Raw genomic sequence first — 22,764 nt, 5'->3', positions numbered from 1 at the left:
CAGTCCAATCCCTTATAGTTTATTTTAATGTTTTAGTTTTCTTCAGAGCCATTGTGCTTATGCTTGAGATGAAAATTGTTCTAGCGTCGCTTTAAACACGGCTAAATTCCAAGCATTTACTAATTTATAATTTTCATACGAAATAGGCATAATAAATATAAGTGTATTATTTTTTACATCACAATATACAGAAACAGAAAAATTCATCCCTTCATTTTTTTCAAGAGGTGAAGCAAGGGATTTTTTAACTAACTGTGCTAGTACACGATAATAGTCACTGTTTTCTGGTATTTTTTTAGTATGATGAATCACTAATTTATTCTCTTTAAACTCATAACAAATACCAAAAGGGAAATGGTGTGTGAACTCTGTAAGGATTGCTTGATATTCTTTGGGTAAAACCAACTGACTCTCATTCAATAGTTTAATTTTCTCAATGGGTAACAGGCTATTTTCTTTTAGTAGATCTTGTAATGCCTGTAGGCCGTTTACCGTATTGACGCATACGCGATAACTTTCAATAATGCCAGCGGTTTCTATAGAAATCAGAGATAAAGTATCTTTTAAATTAAGGTCATTGGATGGGAAGAATAATAGTATATTATGGCTATTAATCCAAAAGAGATAAGGCGATTGAAATGCAGTTGATAGTATTTTTTGCAGTTGAACCTTATTCTTCCAAGGCATCTTAGTCTCAATTGTAAAGGAAATGATGGTTGTAGGTTTGTGATGATGAATCAGTGCACACAACCAATCACTAAAAGAATAGTTGATTTTAATCGAGTTTTTTACCGGCATAAAATGGGGTTTATAAATATAAACATTCCCTAAAAACAAAACAGAAAATAAAATAAGCACGTGCAGGTATAAAGACTCAATAGAGATAAAGCCAAAAACAGAAATCAATGTAATCAAACCACTAATAATAACGTCTAAATAATAACGATTACTAAAGGCATTAATTTGCAAATAAGCCATGCTAGAGCGTAAGATAAAAATACCAGCAGGAGCAAACTAAAGCTGAACGTATTTTCTTGAAAATATCCTACATAAAATAAGGCAGTGATTAACCAATAAAAAAACCAATTAATGGTGTTATATACAATACACGCGTATTAAAACTATTTATAAAACGATTTAATGAAGAAATACTGCATTTTTTATGTCAAAATAAAACAATCTTTCCCAAATGGAACTGGCATTTAATAATGGGGCTATGAAATAAAATAGTTTGTAATAGTCATTGTAAGCAGTATGGTGGAGGCTGTAGTAGTACATAATCCAAATTAACATGCCCTCTAAGCTTATCAAGATACTTGCTAAACCAGCCAAAAAAAATTCAGGAATAAAAATTTGCTGGATAAAATGCCAGAATTCTTTGAGTGTTGGCCCCATTGGCGTTGGCCACTGATGCGTTGTATATGCCTTTTTAATGTAATAAAGGCTTAGGGTAGAGCCTAGAATTGCACTGCAAAAAGTATTTAATACAAGAGTAAATCCACCCGCAAACCACCAAAAAATCACTAAAAATGCAATGCTTGCGCAGGGCAATAACAAAATAGAGAGCAGGGGGCGAAAAACGCGAAATTTTGCATAAATTCCTGAACGGCGAACTTCAACAAAGATATGTAATCCTAACTGAAAAATCACCGCGGCAATATAAAAATTAGCAAGTACAGGTTGGGAGCCAATCTCAACAAAAGCAAGGACTCCAAATATAACACTTGTGATGAAACAGCCTCCAGAAAGGAGTATTGCAAGAAATTGCCAGTTTCCTAGTTCACGAGCAAGCAGGATATTTTGTTGTGAGTTATGCAGATGGCGTATACGAGAACGCATAACCTCCAACATTCCCCACCAACCCGCATTAATAACAAAAATTGCTGCACGAAATAAAATGAGACTCTCAAGATGGGTGCTTGTAAAAATAACGGTTAAAAAATAAAACTCAAGAACATGTACTGCCATCGTAAAAATGACATTAATACTAAAATAGCGTAAGCGAAAAATAATATAAGCTAAAATATTTTTGCCAAATAATGCTTCATTAAAACTCACAAAACTTTCTTTCTTTCTTTTTTGTTTGTTAATCCATTCTTGAATTGTTTGTGATTGATGCATGGCAACTTCCTTTTATAATAGTTGTATTGGAAAACCAATCACACCCGTCAAAAAAATCCCTATCAGTATATGAGACAATGATACTCCAATAAGAGTTTGACCTCGTAAATACAGCCAACCCCATGCCAATCCCAAGATGAAAAGAAGGATTGAGGAACGTAACGCAAAACTCGAATAAAAACTACAAAAAATAAGATTAGACATTAATATTGCATAGACATAGTGATCTTTTTTCACGTAGTGCATCAAAGAGCTTTGTAGACAGCCGCGTACAATAAATTCTTGGATTGGTGCTAAAATAATAAAACCAATACTCAACTCGAGTAATTCATAAGCGTTTTTGCAAAAGCACAGCAAAGGAGTTTCTTTAAGGTAGGGCGTATGTGATATTAATAGCCATTTGATCAATAAAAAGAACATATAATGATCAAACTCACCATTAAAGATTCAATCACAGATTGTTTACTGTTTTTGAAAGTCAGCCCCATTTCAGCAAGGGAATAGCCATTTTTCCACATGACGACAAAAAAAATAAATGCCAATACCAAGGTAATTCTAATATTTAATACATTCGGGGTCTCGCTGAATTGAGCCCATGCGGTGATGTCTTTTAAAATAATAAAGAGAGAAATGATCACTAATAAATAAGTCATAAATCGAGCTGTGTGCACTTGGTTTTTGAGCAGAGATATTTCTTTTTTTAACGTGTTGGTGGCTAAATTATTCGCCTCACGTAAACGATCAGGTAGCGCTTTACTAAGATTTACAATTAATTGAGCATAAAGCTGTGGATATTTATCTTGCAACTCCATCATATTTATTGCATATAACTCTGAGGGGGTTGCTGCGTAGACCGAAGAGGAGCGAGGCCTCCTATCTAGTATGCTCATTTCACCTAAATAATCACCACTAAATAAGTCAGTCAAGTGTTGGCCTTTTGACTCGATTCCAATTTTTCCGGATTTAATTAAATAAACAGAGTCTCCTTGGGTGTCTTCGTAAAATAAATATTGATTCTTTTTTAATTTAACGCGTTTTACAAACTGTAAAAGAATTTCCAAATCCTGCGGATTAATATTTTGAAATAGTGCTTGGAAATCAGATAAATCGTTCATCCTTATCATAGGTAAAAACTCCATTTTTTCGGAAAGAAAATTTATGCTGATCCCAATAATTTTTTTCCCTGCATAAAGAGGTTAAATGCCATTCATTTCTTAAAGTTGCATAAGGAATTTTTCGAAATGCGCGTGCTCCTTTTATACCAGTAAGTAATTCAACAATGATTAAAGCAATGGCGTAATCTATTTGTTTTAAACAACCTCTATTAGTTACCTCTTTGAATATGCGTTGAATTGTAGGATCTTTGAATGAGTTATTTTCATTTAATAAGTTATTTGCAATCTGACAAAGTGCGTGCCCTTTTTGTTCGAGGTTAAGCGGGTTTAGCATTGCTGTTGCATTAATTAATCTATGTTTTATTCGCTCCAGCATTTTTTGAATGATGGAGCGTTTTAATGTTCTGGTTCCATCAGAAAAAATAATAAGACCACATAATTCTATTCTATTTGAACCGATGAAGTGTTCCGAATCGATGGATGGTTTACCTGCATGAGTAAGATAAAAACGTTGGTTTTTACTTGGATTACATCGTAATCTTAATTTTTCTAAAATAGCGGTAATACGGCGCTCACCTTCTTTGAATTGATTAACATCGGTATTGGCATATATAAAATCATCACTATATCGTGCATAAAAACCATATGGAATGTCTGATAAAGCCTCGTCAAGTTCAGACAAGTAGAGATTATAAATTAATGTTGCTAGAGGTGATCCAACGGGGATACCGACTATTTTTTGATAAGGTAAATTATCTTCAGTATGTAAAATAGGTCTTAAAGCCTCCTCAATGACGATGCGTAAGCAATCGCGTTGTTCTAAATCTTTAATTTCTTCTAATATGTCATAGAAATAGTTCCAAAAAATTGCATGGGTATCAGCAGGTATACTTCCTCCATAGTTTGTTATATCTGCTCTTAGTACATAGAGATTGATTTGTTTATTTGGTGCCTGAATTTGTTTAAGGTAAGAACAGAACGACTGGATTGCTTGCTTGGCTGAACGCCCGGAAATATAAGAATAAACAGATGGAGATATTAAATTCAGCGTTCTTTCTCTAAATAAATCATATAAAATACTAAGCAGGAGTCGATCAATAAAAGAGTAATTTGCAATAAGGCGCATTTTGGAATTGATATATACTTTCCTTTCATCATACTGCATCGGCTTATAAGAACCATTAAGCAACTCTCTTATAAGAATTTTTGTAATATTTTTTTTATCCGTATAGATATCAGAAATATTAATTCCTGCCTGATCTTGCTCAAAGATTCGATTGCTTCTTAGTAATTTATTATATAATTTTGTAATTCTTTGCATGCAACGAGTCTTGTCTTGTAATTCAATTATGAGAGGCTCATTGTTCATAATATTAGTCACAATATAAGTCATATGAATGACAGTTAAGTCAAACGCTTGGTAAAAAACGAAAAAAATAAAAAAATTCGGCCGCAACCACAATTTTTTCTTTAACTATAAATTGCAAGACAACCTTATTATCTGGCAATGAGCAAAGCCTATCTTCTTAACTGTCATTAAAAAGTATAGACTATATTATCTCCCTTTAGACGATATCATGAGAGCAATTGATAATTGATAATTGATAATTGATAATTGATAATTGATAATTGATTCTTATTCTCTATACCAAAGTAATGCTTTTATTTTATTATTTACATAAGTTATTTTCTGATATTTTGGTATAGAAGAAGGAAGCCAAATGAAACGATTCTCGACCTTGTTTTTTTCTCCAAAAGAAGAATTGCGAAACACTCATATGAAAACGGAAGTCACTACCCCAATTGATAAAAACTCTGTGGAAAATGCACCATCTCAACGCATCGTTGCAGAAGTTTATTTTCCAAGAATTTCATTTTTAGGTTGCCCTTTCATTTGGTATTATTATCCGCATCATGACTTGGCCATTTGGACTGGACATTTACATGACGCACCACACGATAACTACAGCTTAAAAGCATTGCTTACAAAACTCCAAACTATCCCGGGAGTGAGCATTGAGGATGGCGAAGCAGTAATCAGAAAGGCTGGTGATTTTTGCTTGCAACATCAAATGAAATATCTCTCATATGAAGAGCCTAATCACGTAGACTTTGCGTTAAAGAAAATATGAAAAATTCTTCCATGTCTTACTTGGTTATCTTGTCATTCCTGAATTTAATTGAGCCATAAATTCATAAGGGCTTACCTGGTGGGAGAAATAAAATCCCTGTCCATACTTACAACCATATTGTTGGAGCTGCTCTCTAATTTCTTGGTTTTCTACTCCATTGGCAAAAACATCTAACTCTAAGGTTTGTGCCATCTTAATAATGGCTTCAACAATTTTAGATTTTTTCTTATCTTTGATCATATTTAAAATAAGCGATTTTTCAATTTTTATTGTTTTGATAGGAAAATTAACGAGATAAATAAAAGAAGAATAACCACTACAAAAATCATGTATCGCTATATTAACGCCGAGATGGCTTAATTCGTTTAACACGTTAATTGACTTTTCTTGATCAGATAAACATGCGCGTTCATCGAATTCTAATATTAAATATTGAGGCGCAATTTTATTTTCATTCAGTAAATTTTCTATGAAGACAGGTAGCTTTTTATCAATAGCGTCTTGCATCGATAAGTTAATCGAAGCAAAAATTTTATGTCCGGCTTGATGCCAAAGTACTAATTGTTGCGCGACATTGGTTAACATAAATGAGGTTAATTGCTGGATTAAATTTGAGCCTTCAATTAGAGAAATAAATTGTTCCGTACCAATTAATCCATATTTTTCATGTACAAAACTACCCAGAGCCTCAGCGCCGATTATTTTACCTGTTGTTAGTTCTACTGTGGGTTGATAATAGATCTTGATGTCTTGGTTCTCTATGGATGTTTTTAGACCACTCATCATAATCCGATTTGTCGTAAAATCGTCTTCCATATTTGAATTGTAGATTGCAAAAGGTTTGTCTTTCTTCCTTGCATGAAACACAGCAGTGCGGGCATGATTTATTAACGATACGCTATCCTCTCCTGCATGAGGATAGATAGCGGCGCCTGCAGTAGTGCTAATGGATACATTAATTCCATCCACTGTAAAATTAACATGCGTCGCTTCTATAATAGTATTTAATAATGTGTTGAAATTAATATTTTTATTCAGCCTTGGTAACAATAAAGCAAATTCATCACCCTCTACTCGGGCAATACTATTGATTCCCATCGTTGCTTCGAGCATAAATGAGGTAATTAACATCTCTTTTAGTTTTTTAACAAATTCAATCAAAACGCTATTGGAGTTAAAATTACCGAAATTGCTGTGAATCGCTTTAAAATCATTCAATTTTAATAGAATTACCGCCAATTCATTCGATTCTTCAATCTTATTAATGGCCTGCGTGATTTGTTTACCAAACAGAAAGGCATTGGGTAACTGGGTAAAAAAATCATGCTCACTTTCATATTTTAGTTTTGATTCAAGATCACCACTTTTATATCGCAGCTCCTCGGTTCTATTTGCAACAAATGATTCTGCTGTATTAACGAGTCCATGACAAAATGATTGCCCCCAATAGGCAAAGAGAAAGGGGGTGAGATCAAGCATCCAGATAGCTGGATTGGTGGTTTGGGCTTTAATAAAACCTTCAAGATTAATAAATCCTGTTATTTGATAGGATACAATAAGTGAAGCGATAAAAATGCTGCCAATGGCAATGCTTAACCCTATATAAGCATATTTATTCACATATTCCTTTAAAATAATCGAGCTTTTTGCAAGCTTGTAATTTATATCCATATGCCAGTCGGAGCTATTTAAAATTATATTAATCTAATCGGCAGAAGATATAATTACTTTAAAAAATTTTATGCGATCTTAGATGAATAGAAATAACCTGTTGTATCTATAAATAGATTATTTTCTCTTCTTAAGTTTTTTGTAACTTACCCAAAATTGCGGCTAACAAAAATGAAATAAGTATAAGCCAAAAAAAATTCGAGAAGATCTATCATTAATCCTTGATAGAGGGTTTCTAATTTCTTGGTATTAACGAAAAAAAGTCATCATCTTTGGATGAAAAGGCAATTTCAGGGAAGCACGAATCAATCTCTTTTCGAAAAATTATCTAAACTTGGTTTAGAGCACGAACGATAAGGAGATAACAATGAAAAAATTTTTTTGCTTTTAATAGGGTCTGTTGACAATTTACCTGCCGCCTACGTGCCGCTTCTTGTCCGCGGCATCCAATCGATCTAAATCATTGGCAAATTTCTTGATACAGGTCACGCGATTGAGGGTTTAGTTTCTCTATTAAATTTATTTTCCATTGTCTTGGCCAATTTTTGAAACGTTTTTCACGTCGTGCTGCTTCAACGTATAATTCATATGCTTCATAATAGACCAGCATATGTACGTTATACTGAGCAGTGAAACCAGGACTGACTTTATTTTTGTGTTCCCAAGTCCGTTTAATGATGTCTGACGTAGACCCTACGTAAAGAGTACCATGATGCTGACTCGCAAGAATAGAAACATAAGCCAGACTCATCGTACTTCCTTGACTGTTGGACAAACACGAAGATAATACCGGAAGCTGCGCTACATAGGTAGCCATAAAAATGCGCATGCCATAGCAACAAGAGAAGCATCGTTTCGCTTTAATTTATCAACTCTTGTGGCGATTGCACGAACGTGTTTTATTCTGACAAAAAAATTTTCAACTCGATGTCTGTATTTATAAATACCCCAATCCATATCTGCATTGCCAGTTTTAGAATTGCTCTTTCCTGGAATCACGGGAATGGATGATTTTTTTTCGAATGGTATCTCGAACCTCTTCGCTATCATAACCCTTATCTGCAATAGTATGTTCTGCAGCAGGTAACTTTTCGATAAATTCTGGTGCCACTTTGCAATCATGCACTTCGCCACCTGTTATTTCAAAATCAATAGGTAATCCGTGAGCATCAACGGCCATATGAATCTTCGTTGTATTTCCAGCAGCCGACTTACCAATGCCTTGTTCTTCCTTATTAGGCGCGCCAGCACCATGTTGATGAGCTTTGACAATACTGCCATCAATAAACTCCCATCCTAAATCGGGCTCTTGCACAAGCGTTTTAAAAATTTGAATTAACTTTTTTTGAGATGACCATCGATTAAATTGTTGATAAATTCAATTCCAGCATCCAAAATCTATCGGTAGGTCACGCCAAGGGCACCCAACCCGCATGCGATATAACATTGCCTCAACTATCCTACCAAGATTGGGCTTGTCATAAATTCTGTGCTGTAGCATGATCTCCCTCAGCTTTGACCAACGCCCGTCATTGAGCATAAGTCTAAGCATTGCAAACTCGTTTTATACTTGGTATCTGAGCCGTTATATTATGAGTGTGCTTTCATTAATCAATCAATTAGGTTGTTCAGCTTTTAATTTGACCATCTACTGGATGCCGCGGACAAGCCGCGGCACGTAGGCGGCAGGTGAATTGTCAACAGACCCTAGGCATTTTTTATTATGTTCATGCGGCAGGGGATGACCTAAGTCATAGCATTAATTCAACGAACAGCAATTCTAATATCAATACTCCTCCTGGCTCAGGAACTAATTCTAATATGGATGCGAATCCTTCTCCAGGAAGTAATCCCGGTCCCGGCATTTATCCTAATCCAGGTGCTACTCCTAGCCCAGGAACGAATTCTCCTCCAGGAGTTAATCCTCCTCCGGGAGCTAGCTCTAATCCAGGAACTACCCCTATTCTAAAAACTAATTCTAGTCCAGAAACAAGTGACTAATAGGGCTTGCATGTATTTTAAAAAATTGAGTTATTACCCCGGCTCATTCGGGCTGGGATGTTCTGCCATTGACTTATGCGTTTTGTCATGTTCGTGAAAGTGGAAATCCCTTAAATCCCTATCTCGAGCTTAAGGTTAATTTAGCCATAGGGTAGGGTTTGTCAACAGCCCCTGGTGTTTATGAACTAAATTCATGCCCGTTTATGACCGAAAACTTTTCATGATGCCGGAGGTTTTTAGTCGAAGGGGAAAATCTCAAATTGATTTTCCTGATGAAAACCATTCCATCCTCTCACTTTTCATGGTTAATATTTCGTGATTTAACAAGTAATTACTCTTTTCTTACTAATGTATTTTGTTTTAATTTGTATCTATTTGTCTTAATTTAGTCTAATTTTGGGTCATAAAAAATATCTTTACACCCTGATTTGTTTCTGTTAACAATAAATTGCTGCCTTTTAGCGAAGAGTTGTAACGGATTTACTTGTCTTTACAAAGGAGTTAAAATTATGCCCAAAGATAGAATGGATATCGATGAAGGTTCTAAGGAAAAAGACCTCAAAAAGGAAAACAAAGTTCAACAAAGCAATACCGATACCCCACCCCTCCATGATTCTGAAACTGACAAAAATAACAAAAAATTTACGGCACATGATTTCTCTCATCTCGCAGAGAATGAACATTTTCGTTATGCACCAAATAGCAAAAAAATAGGTCATGCAGTGATCACTAAAGAGGGTGAGCAAACTGTTGCACTCCAATATGAGCTTCCTTCAGCCGATGATGAGGAAACACCCACAGTTCGTCCTTTGGTGAATATTGAAGCGATTGAGCCATTCCGTGGGATGCATCGATTTAGAGCGCAAACACCCGATGGCCATACGCCGATGTATGCAAAACGTTTTATTGATGGAAAAGTAGGGGAAAATGAAAACGAAGAACCTATTCAAATAGCCTGTTTTTCTCCTTCTCCAGAGGAAGGTAAGCAACCTTTTTGGGGGTCAATTAAAGAAACACCTTTATTTCGAGATGATCTTCCCAAATCAGTGAAAAAGGATTTACAGAAAGATTTGGCAGAAATGGAGCATGTTACTAAGGGGGGGGATGCTTTAACCGTGGAGCATGAATCTGTCCCACAACGCGATCTCATTAAAACAAGAACACCGGATCAAAATACAGTGATGGGAGAGTCTGCTCGCGATGCTTATGAACATTTTTTCGATAAAATGACCGATGAACTTCATCCCGAGATGAAAAAAAGGTTACAACGCGCCTTTAAAGCAGATATTAAAGATAATTTTTATAAAAATAGCTTTCGCCCCGAGTGGTTGCATCTTAAAGGCTGGTCATTAATGCCAATGAGTATGAATCCACAAACTAAAGATAATTTGGGCGCTGCGCCAAAATGGGCAAATACCCAGATGATGATTTTGGAACGAATTATCAAGTGGTTTGCCATAAATGCTCCAGAATCTTTATTAACAATTAAACCTAAATTTGAGATGTTGCTTGATTCTGAAGTGGTGAAGCATATTAATTTTGATGTGAAAATTAAAATAAAAGAACGATATGTAGAATTGATGCAATCTATAGATCCTTTTCTAGCGTATCCTTTATTTCCTAAAGCATCTGATTTAGCTCAGGGTGCTGGAGTAACTTATAATATTTTAAATAAGATCGATCCGGTGAGTAAACAAGTAGTTAAAGGGGTCAAATCAAAAGGTGATGAACGGGGTTTATCTAAAAAAGGCACATCGATTTTAACACAAACTCAAGCAAGCAAAACGGATGCAATAAAAACATCGCTCCCTCATCAAGAGACTTCTTTAGGTAGAAAAAGAAGGCGGGATCAAGATGCTGAAGATGATTTTGAAATGAGTGCACCGAAATCCAAACGCATTGCTCTAGAAAACCAAACAGCAAGATCACCACATGAGACAATGAGTGACAAACCAAGCTCGCTGAATCGAAAAAGAAGGCGAAGAGAAGAAAGCGACGAAGAAGAATTCATTGAGCCGCCAGCAAGAAAACGAATCAAGTTTCCCACTCAAAATCAACATGAACGCTCAGTGGTGCAAATTTATTCTGATTTTTTCGTTGCCGATTATGATAATCCCTGGCGAGGCCCAGAATCAGCTGCTTGCTCAGGCTCTGGTTTTATTGTTCAAGATCCCTCTTCGGGAAAAAAATACGTCATGACTAATGCTCACGTAGCGGAAAACACAACGTTTCTTCAAGTGCGATTAGCAAATAACCGCATTAAAAAATATGAAGCAAAGGTTAAATGTGTTTCATATCAGTGTGATTTAGCCTTATTAGAGGTTGATGACCCTGAGTTTGAGGAGCTTGTAGACCCAGTAGAGTTGGGTGAAATGGTGAGTTTGCGAGATAGAATCATGGTTGTTGGCTTCCCTATGGGAGGTACTGAAATATCTCTTTCAAAAGGTATCGTTTCACGTATTCAAGTCGATAGTTACTCCATGAGCGGCCAAAATTTGTTACAAGCTCAAGTGGATGCGGCAATTAATCCTGGGAATAGTGGCGGACCAGTATTTATTGGAAACAAAGTAGTGGGAGTTGCTTTTCAAGGATATGGTGGACATCAAGGATTGAATTACATTATTCCTGTCCCCATTATGGAGCATTTTTTAATCGAGGCATTTAGTAACAAGAAATATCGTGGATTTCCAACCCTTCCTATTGTTACTGAACAAATCGAAAACGTTCATGAACGTGAATTTTATAAGATGGGTAAACGATCGGGTATTCGTATTTTAAAAGCAGACAATTTATCCGATGCATTTAATAAGTTAAAGCCCGATGATATTATCCTTGCTATTGATGGATTACCTATTTCAAATGAAGGTACAGTCGATATTCCAGGTATTGGGAATTGTATCGATTATTTTCATGTGACGCAGTCTAAATTCATCGGCGATACGGTAAGACTCAACATTTTACGCAAGAGCGCGAATGGAGAAGGAGTTGAGGAGCTAGAGATTGATGTTGTTTTGGATACTATCTTGGGAGACACCGAAAAAGTATCAGTCTCAGAGCACGATAAAATGCCCACTTATTACATAAACTCTGGAATTTGTTTTGTTCCACTGACACGTAATTACATGGAAGGCAACGGTTGTGAATTTGAAGAGATGCATTTGGTCGAAGAAAACTGCTCCTTACCTGATGCACCTAAAAAAATCCCACCGATCAAATTATTGTGATCAATACAATTCTTAATTGTAAAGAAACACAAGGTTATGAAAAGCATATTCGTGGAATTGTAAAAGAAATTAATGGCAAACCGATTAGCAATATTCATGATGTAATCCGTGCTATGGAAGAGAATAAAGATAAAAGACATGTGATTTCACTGGCTTCAAAATCAAAAATTGTTATTCCTAACATGTCTGCACAAGAACATGCTAAGTTATTAAAACGTAATCATATAGCTCAAGATCGATCTACAGATTTAGATTTGATGCTTGTCGACTCCAAAGATTCTTCACCTATAACTGTTTCAAAAAGATCAGAACTCTACGTAGAAGAAATGGAGTTAACACAATCAGGAATGCATGCTCTTTTTGCCCGCATGGGATATCCAGAAATTATTAGTGGCTCTATCTATAATGGTAATCCAACGCTTAATTTAGACGCCCTGAAGCGTCAAGGGTTTATGCCTATATTAACTGATGTTGGCCAAAGAAACGTTTCTGGCCATTGGATTATGTTAATGCACGGTCATGGGAATCGATACTTCATTTTTGATCCTTTAGGCCAGTCATCAGGTAAAAATTATGTGGATTGTTTAACAAGTCACTTACCTAAAGGAGCGAAGCTTTCCGTTATTCCAAATGCCGAAGGATTAAACCGAGGATTATGTGGGTATTGGGTTGCGTCAACAGGGTTGAGGGCTTATGCTGCATTAAATCAAACAGCCTCACCAACTTTAGAGAGACTTGGTCAAAAGGTTACTGAGGAGATGCAAGCTGAATTAGCCAATAATGGATTCATGAAAATTATAACTTGGTTGCAATCTGTGGCCGAAAAATTTACAGGTTCTCCAGCACTAAAACCAATTGATGCGCGAGAATTAAGGCAAGCAAGTGAAGCAGATCTACACCAACCTAAAATTATAAGTCCTATTCCTATAAAACCAGTCTCGTTGGGTCTATTTGGCCAACTTCCTGCAAACACGGAGCAAAAAGAAGTTAAGCCTAAACGAAGGCGAATTATTGAATCCGACGAAGAGGAAACAGAGGAGGTCAAAAGCCTATCATCGGGTAACGAAGGAGGGGAGTTAACAAGGGACATGTTGCCTGGTTTAAAACGCTGGCAACAAAAAATTGAGGAGTTGGAAGAGCGTTATAAAGATCTTCCAGAGAATGAAGAAGATGATGAAGACTATGTTAATTCCTCTGAGGAGTCAGAATATTCTGATGAGGAAGACAGTGAGGCTGATGGGCAAAGTATGAGCTCAGAGGACTCAGAGTCAGAAGAGATCGTCGAAGTACAAGCGAAAAATAAATTTTCTAAAAAAGCACGTCTTCATGGTCATGGATTCTTCAAACCAACCTCTATGGATATTGACAGTAATCCTGAACAGAATCAGAAACGATTCCAATACAAATAATCCATTTTTTTCTTGCGCTGGGTGAGTCAAGCCCAGCGTTTTTTTATTGAATGATGTAGGGAATAATGATGTTTCAAAAAATTATGGAAATAAAGAATTTTCGAGAAGCCTTGAAAGACATTCATTTTGATACTTGGTTAGTGTTAGATCTGGATAATACAGTCATGACTCCTAAAATTGCATTTGGAGGAGATGCGTGGTTTGAAGGCCTATTTTCTCATGTCTCGCAAAAAAAAATTGAAATGGCTATTGCGCAGCCATCACTGATGTCGGTTTATAACTCAGCACAACATTTTGTGCGCACCTCTGCAGTAGAACCAACGATAGCGAATATCATTAGCGCATTGCAAGATATTGGCATTCCAGTCATTGGATTAACCGCACGTGGATATTCGATTCGCCATCAGACCTTGAGGCAGCTTGCTGATATGGGAGTGGATTTTTCACGAAACACTATTGTTCCTGATGACAGCTCTTCGTGTCAGGGTGGCGTTATTTTTTGCGCAGGGGGCGATAAAGGAGAAAATTTAAATACGTTTTTATCGCGATTAGAACGTGTTCCTCGCCATATTGTGATGCTTGACGATAAGAAAAAACACCTGGAACGAGTGATGATTGCTTTAAAACCACTAGGAATCCATTTTAGCGGATTTCGTTATGGCTATCTTGATGAAAAAGTACAACAGTTTAGTATGGAAGCAGCGAATATTCAGTTAGCTCATTTATGGAAATGGTTATCCGCTACAGTACAGGAAGATATAAAAAAATTAAAACTTATCGCTGAAGAGCATATGGGTACTTTAAGTCCACTAGTCTATTCAGAAAGCTTTTTTCATCCCGAGCATCCGCTGCATTCTATTTCATCAAAACCCCATGCAGAGGAATCCTCACAAGGAAAGCACTCCAAATTACTGCAACGTTCGCTAAGTGCCGCTTCATTTTTTTCTAAAGGAAATCAAGCTGGGCTGGCATTCAACACAAGGTATGAAAACGGAACCAGATGCATCAATCGATAAAAATCGAAGCTTATTCATCTGAACGAATAGAGAAAATCGTTTATTTTTCACACTAAGTTAAGTTATTGAAATGGGTGGCTCGAGTGGTAAAAGTTATCTGCAAAATGACAAGAATGGCGCACTTAAAATTTTAATAGAGAGCAATGAATTAATGCTGCGATGCTTGTTCCGGATTTCAGGGAGGACTTAGTATTTACCACAACCTTAGCTATATTGCGATTTGCACAACATTGTCCTGGTTGTGCAAGTTTTTATTGCTTGACTTTGGGTGTTTAATCTAGTTAATCTGTGATTGATTTTTTATCATTTAAGAGTATCCATCATGCTAAAGGACTGGCAAATAAAATTTCCAAACAGTTTCGCACCATTCCCAAATCTTTTTACCGAATTAGATTTGGAACAACAAGAGACTTTATCTCAATTATTGCATTTAATAGAACAAGCAGGGGTGGGATTACTTAATGACGATACAGTTTTTCATATATTAAATCACGCTTCTTATTTGTCGGAATTAACCTGTCTCATTACGTTAATTAGTGAACTTAAATGCATGAATAAAGCCATGCTGAATCATTTACTGACTCATCATTATCTACCCGACTTGCAAGAGAGTATTGAAGTTCTTTCTAAGCACATGATGCTCACCTCTGATGTGGTAAAATTTTTATTCTCCATCGGAAGTCCGCAAGATTGTGTAGGTTTTATGATACGCGCGCTCCAAAAAGGAGTAGGGTTAACTGTCATTCTGAATTACCTATCGCAAAATGTCACCTTAGAAGGGCTCAATCGTGCGTTAACTCTTTTTGATCTGAGTGGTTATAGCTATACGCCGGAACATTTCCCTACATTTAGTGTGATTGCTAAGATACTTGCAAATCCTTTATGCCAGACCATTTTTGATTCTCGGTGGCGTAGTTTTTCAGACTACACAATAATTTCAGAGCCCTTAAATTCTACTGATGCGGATGAAATTATAAAGCAACTTGTTGATTCGGGTGATGAAGAGACTAAAATACGTATCTTTTTTGATTTTTTTGCATCATTCCGTCCTTTTCCGCCAAGTCAAAGATACATTGTGGATGTAAATATTGCCGATAAAGTTACGACTGCATTAATAAACTATTGCAGATTAAGAATTGCCGCAATTGCAAGTGATGCAAGCTCTTTACAGGTTCAAAAAATGATAGCTACCTTACGGCAAAAAGGTGGCAATAAGATTGTTTTTGATACAATCAAGTATGAGGTAGCGAGTGAGATAGAATCAGAAGATTTATGCTCTATGCGCAAATATCAAGATCTCATGGATGAGATTTGGGCGGCACTGAATCAGCCTCAAATTCACTTGGAAACATTTGAGGATGCATTTCATAAGCGCAGGGAGTACCCAGGTTTTTTTGCTGAAGTCTTAAGAGCTCAAACGGCTACAGTCTCTCAGGATATGATGGATATCGAACAAAAAGACAAAATGAATTATTTCTCAATATAGTATGGTACGCGATGCTTTGGTTTGTTCTTGCTCCCCAAAAACATGGATTGTTCGATTACAAGCGCCCTATGTCTATGAAATGCTTTTGGAGCTAAATAATCCTACGTAGCGACTGGATCCTTCGAGTCTCCATTTTGTGACTTCAGGGACAAGTCGCGATATGTAGGATTTTAAAAAATTGATTTATTTTTTTGATTTGCTAAAGAACTTACGAATTTCATCCATGAAATCGTTATAATCTTGCTTTCTTTCCACTCTATTTTGCCAGCGCTGATTATTTCCTTCTGCAACTATTTTGGCGAGTTTAATCATTTGATTGTTTTGAGTATCCAAAATATATTCTTTGATTTTTTCTTTTAATACCTCTTCCCATGCTTCATCAGCAAGTTCTAAAAAATAGTTTGCCTTGATTTCGTGTGTATGGTGATCACAATGATCATCATGGCATTCTTCATGTTGAAAATGACATGGACAAGAACATTTTTCATCAGCACATCCATAGCTTCCCATATTTTCTCCTTTCAATTTTTTCAAAATGTTGCATCCTGGGCTTTTATAGGATTACAAAAAATTTCCTATAAATCAATTCATGAAATCCTTAAGATTCGATACAATCCATTTTTAAAAAACGTTCTTTGGTCCAATTTTCAGTGAGCGCCGCTACGCTTTTCATCACGATAGCTAACTGAAAATCGTACCTTATAAGGGAAAACTCAGACAGCAATCTATTTCTACGTAGGTGCTAACTCATTTTCAATATAGGGTAGATCATCAATAATGTAGTTCGAATGAAAAAATGCTGAATATTGTTTCGTATGTATTTCTTGCTCATGCAATAATGACTGAGAGGCGCTTCCTTTATTTTTCAGGCCAAGTTTTTCTGGAAGGTACTCCATGTGTTGACGTTCAATTTGTTTGAATGCATTGAGAAAGTATTGGGTAATGGGTTTCATATTTTCTTTAATAAAATTGATGAGTGGTTTGTCTTTTTCTCTAAAATAGCTCATTCCTCCTTTTGCTTCTTTTAGTTGAGAAAATTTAATAATCGCCTCAATGATACTTTCTTCTCGGGTTATTTTATTTTTTGTTAACCGTTTGTAATATTTAAAGGTAATGGTTAATGCCTCTTTTAAATCCTCTGGATCGGGTGCATTGGGTGACATAAAATCATTGTTGAGCATGTAATTTACATAATTTACTGTTTCTCGTAATGCAGCAAAGAAATTGATGCCTGATTCTTCTTGATTATTTATATTGAAATAATTGTGAATAATTCTCTTTCGATCCGGCAATATATAGACTTGGTGAAGATTGTATCCTTCTCCGCCTTTCATAGTCGTATCTCCAGATTGTTTTGAAACGGTGAAAAGTTGTCTCATTCCACCTACCGGTGTCGGCACTAACCAAACATTCAACCCCTGTTCTTCTTTTTGAGTTTCTCGGGCAATTTGTCTCATGATTGGTTTCGTAAAATCAATATTAGCCCCGGTATTCTCTGCTTCTTTTTCTAGATAAATTTGATTTTTAAGTCCACTTTTTCCATAGAGCAAGCGTTTTTTTAAATAGTAATGCAGGGCTTCAGCTTCTGTAGTGGCAAAAATAGGACCCGCTGTCACACCATGTCCTCCCTTTCCTGAAATAACAATGGGTATCGAAGTAATTATTTCTTCAGCGCTTTCTATATTATTATTGATGAGCTTTTTCTTTAAAAGGAAAAGCGTATGCACTAAATCATCAAGTTGAGATAAATCATTATTTCCAGGAATAAAGATGACATCCGGAATGTTTTCTGGATAATCATGAACTAGGAAATCAATCGTATTTTCTATCGCTAATTTTTTGTAGTGATTGCCCTGTTTCTTTTTAATCATTGCTAAAGGTGGTGCCAGAAATTTTATTAATTTACTGGCATCTGTTAGAAATTCTTCTTCATTTGTTTTGCTATGGAGGAGAGTAATAAAACTCATTGCTTCTGGATATTTTTTGATGGGGTAATATTTATTAAAGTTTGGCCAATCACTTATGGATTTGTTGTCTAGGGAGCGTTTTTTAAAAAACATAACAATCTCTTTATTTACACCATCGTGACGCTTTTGCGTCTGAGCAAAGTGAGAATGATGCTGACAAACCGCCTCAGACCGATGGTTCTCAGGATAAGCCCAATCTTATAAAATCTTTATCTCAAAATATATAGGGTTTGCAGTGAGTGAGCGCAGGCAAGGTGGTTGGTCTATAATTAAACATTATAAGCTGTCTTAGGAGTGCTTTATGTTAAGCCCATCACTTAGAAAATATATAGATACGCATCACATTTCCTACAAAACTATTAGCCATCCTAGAGCTTACACAGCATTACAATGTGCGCAAGCAGCACACATTAAAGGAAATTATTTTGCTAAATCTGTGGTTGTCAAATTAGATGGAAAATTTGTACTCGTAGCAATTCCTGCCAATATGCGACTTGATTTAACGTCATTTAAAAAAGAGACTCATGCAAAACATGCAGAAATAGCTCATGAATTTGAGTTTCAAGATAAATTTAAAGACTGTGAAATTGGCGCAATTCCGCTTTTTGGTGAGCTTTATGGTATGGACGTTTATCTTGCAGAAAGCCTGACACACCAAGAGTGGTTGGCTTTTAACGCAGGAAATCATAATGAAGTACTACAAATGAAAAGCCAGGACTTTTTACAGGTGGTACACCCAAAAACTCTATCAGAATGCTAATAAGAAACAGTTGATTGAAAAAAGTTGAGTCTGCCTGTGTGCTTTAGAACTCATTTTAGGTCAACCCGGATCTTGTTTTAGTTTCAGTTAAAACATATCTTATAGCTCGACACTAGCCTTTAAGCAGATCGGAGTACTTGAAGGAGGTGCCAAACTCAAGAAACAGTTTAATAAAAACTAAAGGGATCAAATCATTATGTCTTGGAAACAAACAATTACACTCGATCAGCTGCAACAAAAAGGGCGTCACTGTGAAACCATTGATGGCCATAAAATTTTATTAATTTGGCACAATGACGCGGTCCATGCTATTGCATCTCAATGCCCACATTTCAAATTACCTTTGACTAAAGGGGTGATTACTGATGAAAACACGATCGTTTGTCCTTTTCACAAAAGTGCTTTTAATCTTACAACAGGACAACCTGAGTGCTGGTCACCTTGGCCTCCCGCTCTTGGTACGGTACTTGGTAAGCTCAGTAAACCTAAAAATCTGAAAATATATCCCGTACGAATTGATAATGATAAAATTATTGTCGATATTGCTTAAATAAACTTATGCAGCGGCATAGTAACGCTCTTAGTCGTGACAAGCTACGTTTTGCTGAAAACGCATACTTTATTAACGAATATGAGCGCTCCATGGATTAAGGTGCATTACAGAGACAATGGGAACCAATCATTCCCTCTGCGGGGAATGATTTGGTCGACTCTATCTTTGCAATAGGAGCATTACTTAATAGAAATAAAACCTAAGGGAGAATAGGGGAAATGCGAGACTCTTTTGGGTTTTGCTCGTCATTATTTTTCACCGTATTTTGTTCTTTTTGGATATTATTTTGACCTGACGCCTGAGCAGGGCTTAATTCGTTTGCATTGTTTTGTGAAAACATTCGAAACGAACAGACTGACTCTTTTCCTTTATTGGAGACCCAACGACACTCCTCTTGTTGGGATGAAAGTGTTTCTATTTGTTTGTTGGCACCAAGAAGTTTATTAAAGCCGACTTCTAATTGCATATTTTTCTGGGGATCTCTTTCATAAAGATAATTTTGTAAATGAAATTGAACTTCTTTGGGTAATTTATCCAATCGATTCTTTGCATTTTTTAACTCTTGCTCAATATAGTCTCCTCGTCCCTCACCAACATATATTAATAAACCTTGGATTGCGATTACTTCATCATGAGCCTGTTTATTTAATGCATCCATTCTGATCCTCACTTGTTCTTCTTTTGACATATGAGAGGTAATCTTTTTTTCTGCATCTTTTATCTTCGTTAGCTCATCAACTAATCTAGCGTCATTTTCTAATTTAACGATATGCTCCATTTTATCCTTAATGGAGTTATTAATTTTTAAAGCTTCTTTCTCAGATTGTTCTAATAATTCTATTTTGTGAGTTACTGAACGCTCTAAAAAATTAACTAGTTTTTGAAGAGATGAGGCTCCTTTTAGAAAAGTTCTTGCACGTGCAGAGGTAGTTAAAACAGCCATCGCCACTGCAAATCCCAGTAGTGATACACCTATAATTGCGGGCAGTGAAAAGGGTAATGTTAATAAAACAGCGGCTATGGCGGATCCTCCAACAAGGACCGCTATAGCACCTACCGCAATATTTATTTTTGCATTTCGTGTCGTGTAATTTTTTAATTCCGTTAAATTGGATTGGTAGCATTCTTTAAAGGAGTTTAGCTCCTTAATTATGTTTTCTTTTTCTTGGTTGTAGTTTTTAGATTCATTTGCAAATTTTCTTTCGCCTCTTCTTCTCCTTTCTGAATGTTTATCTAAAGCGAGGTCTTCCATTCTTAATGGGGGCACCAACGATGTTTTTAACGACTGAACAAAATGTAGTGCTCCATTTAGGTAGTTGTTTCTTGTCTCTTGCGAATAATCTACGTAAAGATTTGCAAATAACTGTTTGTCTTTATCTGCAAGCTTTTTATCATTTATGTTACTAGAAATATAATCAAATTTTTGTTGGGGAGTATATTTATTTAAATCACTAAAATTGATAATCCCGACTTGATACGCCGCATAATTTAGGATGGCGCTTATCGATGGTGCAAGTGGAAATGGGCTATCTGGATTATTGCCCCACGCCTCTCCAAGATTAAAATTTTGGGTAGTTGATGCGTTAAGAAAAATATCTTGATTGATATCTGCGGTGTTTACTTCCAGGGTTTCTTGTAACAAATCAGGATAAGATTCTAACCATGCTTTAATCGTTGATGTTAATTGCTCTTTATCTCCCTGCGTGACTAAATTAATCAGTTCAGAGCGCATTGTAAATTTTAGGAGTTCACGTTTTTCGATTTTTAATTGCGTGATTTCCTCATTGGGATAGATGTTATATTTAAAACCCGTATGGGTTTTAATTTTTTCCACGTATTTAAAAGCTTCTTCTAGTTGCGAGGAAATATCTTCTTTTGAGGTTATTTTTATACGACAGACATTATAGTCGTTTTTTTCGTAGATAATGCCACAACCTTGAATATTTAATTCATTAAATCTTTGCTGAAAATTATTTAAGCTATATTGATTTGCAAATGGGAACTCTTGAAAATGATTATTTTTGAGGGCTTGATGTGCAGAAACCTTTATTTCATTTACAGGAGTGCCGTGAGCACCTAGAGTTTTCGGGTTGACTATTTGAGGAGCTGTGGGGATTCGTTCGCCATTTTTATAGGTAACAAAAAAGGCTCCATCTGTATAGTCGACCCGATACACATCATCAAAATATGTTGCATTTTGAGGTGCTGCAGTTGCGGTGTTTTTGCCTATGTATTTAAATTCATCATCTGTTGGTGGACGGCGACAATTGGTATCGCCTGTAAGACATACGTCGTAATCTGGTAACCTGTCGTTATTTTCTTTTTTAAGAGCGTCTTCAATATTTCTTTTTATAAACTCGGGCAGTTCGAAAAGCTTTTTAAGAACGTTTTCTCCATCTTTAGTCTTATCAAAATGATATCCATGTATATTTTGCATGACAAAATATTGAGCCTGTCCGGTAGCAGGATTTATTTTTTTGAATGCTTGTCCAATTACTCTTGTATTCTCTGTTCTACAAAATGGGTCACCAATTGGAGTAAGCTCTTGGCTGTTGTAAATAATAGCTAGATTGTGCTGGAGTCGCCCTGGGTTATTATTAAATAAGAATGAAACTTCTTTATAGGCTCCGGAGTTTAATTTATTTAATTCGTTTAATGTGTCTTGAACAAATCCGGGAGCGCTTTCTTGAAGATTAAAAAGAGGTATTCCATTATTAGCCGCGGCGATGATCTTTGCTTGGGTGCGCTTTGCTCTTTGTTCATGCCAGCGTTCTGCGTCTTTTGGGCCTAAAATTTCTGTTAACCTTGAATTAAAATCACTATGATCATAAGGATCTGAATTTCGCATGCAAAAAGGACCAGTAATGGCGACATTATAGCTAGCATGTCTGATTGGAGCATGAAATGCTTGAAACTCATGATCACTCGTCAGTGTATTTTGCTCTGCTTCTTTACACACATCTACAAAGACCTTCATTCGCTTAGAGATTTCGTTACATCCATCCGAATCAAACGAGCAAACAAACAATTTTGTCATTTTACCCTCATTAATCACTTGGTTATAAATGTATTTAATCATTGTGTTTATATTTAATCCAATTGATTGTATTTATAAGTGATATCAATTCAGCAAATATGATAACCATTCAGAAGTGAATGTACCGTGATAAAATAGGTTTGCAAATGCACAGGTGTGGGGTGAGGGGCACCTCCATAAAGTTAGCATTTGCATCGGTTTCAAGTTGTTTGGGCTTAGGATGCGCTTCGCACTATCTCAAAGCCTCGGAAAACGCGTTAGGGAGGGGACAA

General features: G+C 36.1%; 16 protein-coding genes and 2 pseudogenes. 7 read left to right on the top strand and 11 right to left on the bottom strand.

The window, feature by feature from the left end; all coding sequences use genetic code 11:
* Nucleotides 1-57: 57 nt before the first annotated feature.
* The 5 genes from EL220_RS19400 to EL220_RS17520 form a co-directional block, all read right to left on the bottom strand.
* On the bottom strand, nt 58-978 hold the full coding sequence (locus tag EL220_RS19400) for a hypothetical protein (protein WP_232002539.1): 921 nt from the start codon (nt 976-978) through the stop codon (nt 58-60).
* A gap of 159 nt (nt 979-1,137) precedes the next feature.
* Nucleotides 1,138-2,121: a hypothetical protein gene (locus tag EL220_RS19395; protein WP_232002538.1), complete on the bottom strand. Its 984-nt coding sequence runs from the start codon at nt 2,119-2,121 to the stop codon at nt 1,138-1,140.
* A 12-nt stretch (nt 2,122-2,133) separates the two neighbouring features.
* The gene (locus EL220_RS19390; protein ID WP_232002537.1) at nt 2,134-2,541 is read right to left on the bottom strand and encodes a CPBP family intramembrane glutamic endopeptidase; all 408 of its coding nucleotides are present in this window, start codon (nt 2,539-2,541) and stop codon (nt 2,134-2,136) included.
* Nucleotides 2,526-3,245 carry a cyclic nucleotide-binding domain-containing protein gene (locus EL220_RS19385; RefSeq protein ID WP_232002536.1) on the bottom strand — a complete coding sequence of 240 codons (720 nt, stop codon included), beginning with the start codon at nt 3,243-3,245 and terminating at the stop codon, nt 2,526-2,528. The genes EL220_RS19390 and EL220_RS19385 overlap by 16 nt, the downstream gene beginning before the upstream one ends.
* Nucleotides 3,220-4,557 carry a reverse transcriptase domain-containing protein gene (locus tag EL220_RS17520; protein WP_232002535.1) on the bottom strand — a complete coding sequence of 446 codons (1,338 nt, stop codon included), beginning with the start codon at nt 4,555-4,557 and terminating at the stop codon, nt 3,220-3,222. Before EL220_RS17520 ends, EL220_RS19385 begins: the two co-directional genes overlap by 26 nt.
* Nucleotides 4,558-4,957: 400 nt before the next feature.
* On the opposite strand from EL220_RS17520, the gene EL220_RS17515 reads away from it, so the two are divergent.
* Complete coding sequence (locus EL220_RS17515; RefSeq protein ID WP_232002534.1) at nt 4,958-5,368, top strand: hypothetical protein; 411 nt, start codon at nt 4,958-4,960, stop codon at nt 5,366-5,368.
* 24 nt (nt 5,369-5,392) lie between these two features.
* Here the strand turns inward: EL220_RS17515 and EL220_RS17510 are convergent, their stop codons facing one another.
* The 3 genes and pseudogenes from EL220_RS17510 to EL220_RS17500 all read right to left on the bottom strand — a co-directional run bounded on the left by EL220_RS17510 (nt 5,393) and on the right by EL220_RS17500 (nt 8,591).
* The gene (locus tag EL220_RS17510) at nt 5,393-7,039 is read right to left on the bottom strand and encodes a putative bifunctional diguanylate cyclase/phosphodiesterase (RefSeq protein ID WP_027270469.1); all 1,647 of its coding nucleotides are present in this window, start codon (nt 7,037-7,039) and stop codon (nt 5,393-5,395) included.
* A gap of 460 nt (nt 7,040-7,499) precedes the next feature.
* Nucleotides 7,500-7,790, bottom strand: a complete 291-nt coding sequence (locus tag EL220_RS17505) for a GIY-YIG nuclease family protein (protein WP_128130972.1) — start codon at nt 7,788-7,790, stop codon at nt 7,500-7,502.
* 50 nt (nt 7,791-7,840) lie between these two features.
* A pseudogene (locus EL220_RS17500) lies at nt 7,841-8,591 on the bottom strand (IS5 family transposase).
* Nucleotides 8,592-8,728: 137 nt separating this feature from the next.
* Here EL220_RS17500 and EL220_RS17495 point away from each other — a divergent pair.
* The 4 genes and pseudogenes from EL220_RS17495 (at nt 8,729) to EL220_RS17480 (ending at nt 16,175) form a co-directional block, all read left to right on the top strand.
* Nucleotides 8,729-9,040, top strand: coding sequence for a hypothetical protein (locus EL220_RS17495; protein WP_035906354.1), 312 nt, complete (start codon nt 8,729-8,731; stop codon nt 9,038-9,040).
* A 509-nt stretch (nt 9,041-9,549) separates the two neighbouring features.
* Nucleotides 9,550-13,673, top strand: a pseudogene (locus EL220_RS17490) (PDZ domain-containing protein).
* Between the two features lie 65 nt (nt 13,674-13,738).
* Complete coding sequence (locus EL220_RS17485; RefSeq protein ID WP_232002532.1) at nt 13,739-14,689, top strand: DUF2608 domain-containing protein; 951 nt, start codon at nt 13,739-13,741, stop codon at nt 14,687-14,689.
* A gap of 322 nt (nt 14,690-15,011) precedes the next feature.
* Nucleotides 15,012-16,175, top strand: a complete 1,164-nt coding sequence (locus EL220_RS17480; protein ID WP_027271892.1) for a hypothetical protein — start codon at nt 15,012-15,014, stop codon at nt 16,173-16,175.
* Between the two features lie 183 nt (nt 16,176-16,358).
* Here the strand turns inward: EL220_RS17480 and EL220_RS17475 are convergent, their stop codons facing one another.
* On the bottom strand, nt 16,359-16,709 hold the full coding sequence (locus tag EL220_RS17475; protein ID WP_128130961.1) for a hypothetical protein: 351 nt from the start codon (nt 16,707-16,709) through the stop codon (nt 16,359-16,361).
* Nucleotides 16,710-16,906: 197 nt separating this feature from the next.
* Nucleotides 16,907-18,235, bottom strand: a complete 1,329-nt coding sequence (locus EL220_RS17470) for a YdcF family protein (RefSeq protein WP_027271890.1) — start codon at nt 18,233-18,235, stop codon at nt 16,907-16,909.
* Between the two features lie 208 nt (nt 18,236-18,443).
* Here EL220_RS17470 and EL220_RS17465 point away from each other — a divergent pair, with 208 nt between their 5' ends.
* Together EL220_RS17465 and EL220_RS17460 are read left to right on the top strand one after the other, a co-directional pair.
* The gene (locus EL220_RS17465; RefSeq protein WP_027271889.1) at nt 18,444-18,902 is read left to right on the top strand and encodes an aminoacyl-tRNA deacylase; all 459 of its coding nucleotides are present in this window, start codon (nt 18,444-18,446) and stop codon (nt 18,900-18,902) included.
* Between the two features lie 196 nt (nt 18,903-19,098).
* Nucleotides 19,099-19,452, top strand: a complete 354-nt coding sequence (locus EL220_RS17460; RefSeq protein ID WP_027271888.1) for a Rieske (2Fe-2S) protein — start codon at nt 19,099-19,101, stop codon at nt 19,450-19,452.
* A gap of 202 nt (nt 19,453-19,654) precedes the next feature.
* Here the strand turns inward: EL220_RS17460 and EL220_RS19370 are convergent, their stop codons facing one another.
* On the bottom strand, nt 19,655-22,492 hold the full coding sequence (locus EL220_RS19370; RefSeq protein WP_027271887.1) for a hypothetical protein: 2,838 nt from the start codon (nt 22,490-22,492) through the stop codon (nt 19,655-19,657).
* Between the last annotated feature and the right edge of the window lie 272 nt (nt 22,493-22,764).

Source organism: Legionella sainthelensi, from assembly GCF_900637685.1.
In the GTDB taxonomy this organism is placed as follows: Bacteria; Pseudomonadota; Gammaproteobacteria; order Legionellales; family Legionellaceae; genus Legionella; species Legionella sainthelensi.
This window is presented reverse-complemented; position numbering and strand designations above follow the sequence as displayed.

Bases quoted from the DNA above. Each gene is read 5' to 3' on its own strand.
- EL220_RS19400 (WP_232002539.1), bottom strand. From the start codon at position 978: ATGGCTTATTTGCAAATTAATGCCTTTAGTAATCGTTATTATTTAGAC.
- EL220_RS19395 (WP_232002538.1), bottom strand. From the start codon at position 2,121: ATGCATCAATCACAAACAATTCAAGAATGGATTAACAAACAAAAAAGA.
- EL220_RS19390 (WP_232002537.1), bottom strand. From the start codon at position 2,541: ATGTTCTTTTTATTGATCAAATGGCTATTAATATCACATACGCCCTAC.
- EL220_RS19385 (WP_232002536.1), bottom strand. From the start codon at position 3,245: ATGATAAGGATGAACGATTTATCTGATTTCCAAGCACTATTTCAAAAT.
- EL220_RS17520 (WP_232002535.1), bottom strand. From the start codon at position 4,557: ATGCAAAGAATTACAAAATTATATAATAAATTACTAAGAAGCAATCGA.
- EL220_RS17515 (WP_232002534.1), top strand. From the start codon at position 4,958: ATGAAACGATTCTCGACCTTGTTTTTTTCTCCAAAAGAAGAATTGCGA.
- EL220_RS17510 (WP_027270469.1), bottom strand. From the start codon at position 7,039: ATGGATATAAATTACAAGCTTGCAAAAAGCTCGATTATTTTAAAGGAA.
- EL220_RS17505 (WP_128130972.1), bottom strand. From the start codon at position 7,790: ATGAGTCTGGCTTATGTTTCTATTCTTGCGAGTCAGCATCATGGTACT.
- EL220_RS17485 (WP_232002532.1), top strand. From the start codon at position 13,739: ATGATGTTTCAAAAAATTATGGAAATAAAGAATTTTCGAGAAGCCTTG.
- EL220_RS17480 (WP_027271892.1), top strand. From the start codon at position 15,012: ATGCTAAAGGACTGGCAAATAAAATTTCCAAACAGTTTCGCACCATTC.
- EL220_RS17470 (WP_027271890.1), bottom strand. From the start codon at position 18,235: ATGTTTTTTAAAAAACGCTCCCTAGACAACAAATCCATAAGTGATTGG.
- EL220_RS17465 (WP_027271889.1), top strand. From the start codon at position 18,444: ATGTTAAGCCCATCACTTAGAAAATATATAGATACGCATCACATTTCC.
- EL220_RS17460 (WP_027271888.1), top strand. From the start codon at position 19,099: ATGTCTTGGAAACAAACAATTACACTCGATCAGCTGCAACAAAAAGGG.
- EL220_RS19370 (WP_027271887.1), bottom strand. From the start codon at position 22,492: ATGACAAAATTGTTTGTTTGCTCGTTTGATTCGGATGGATGTAACGAA.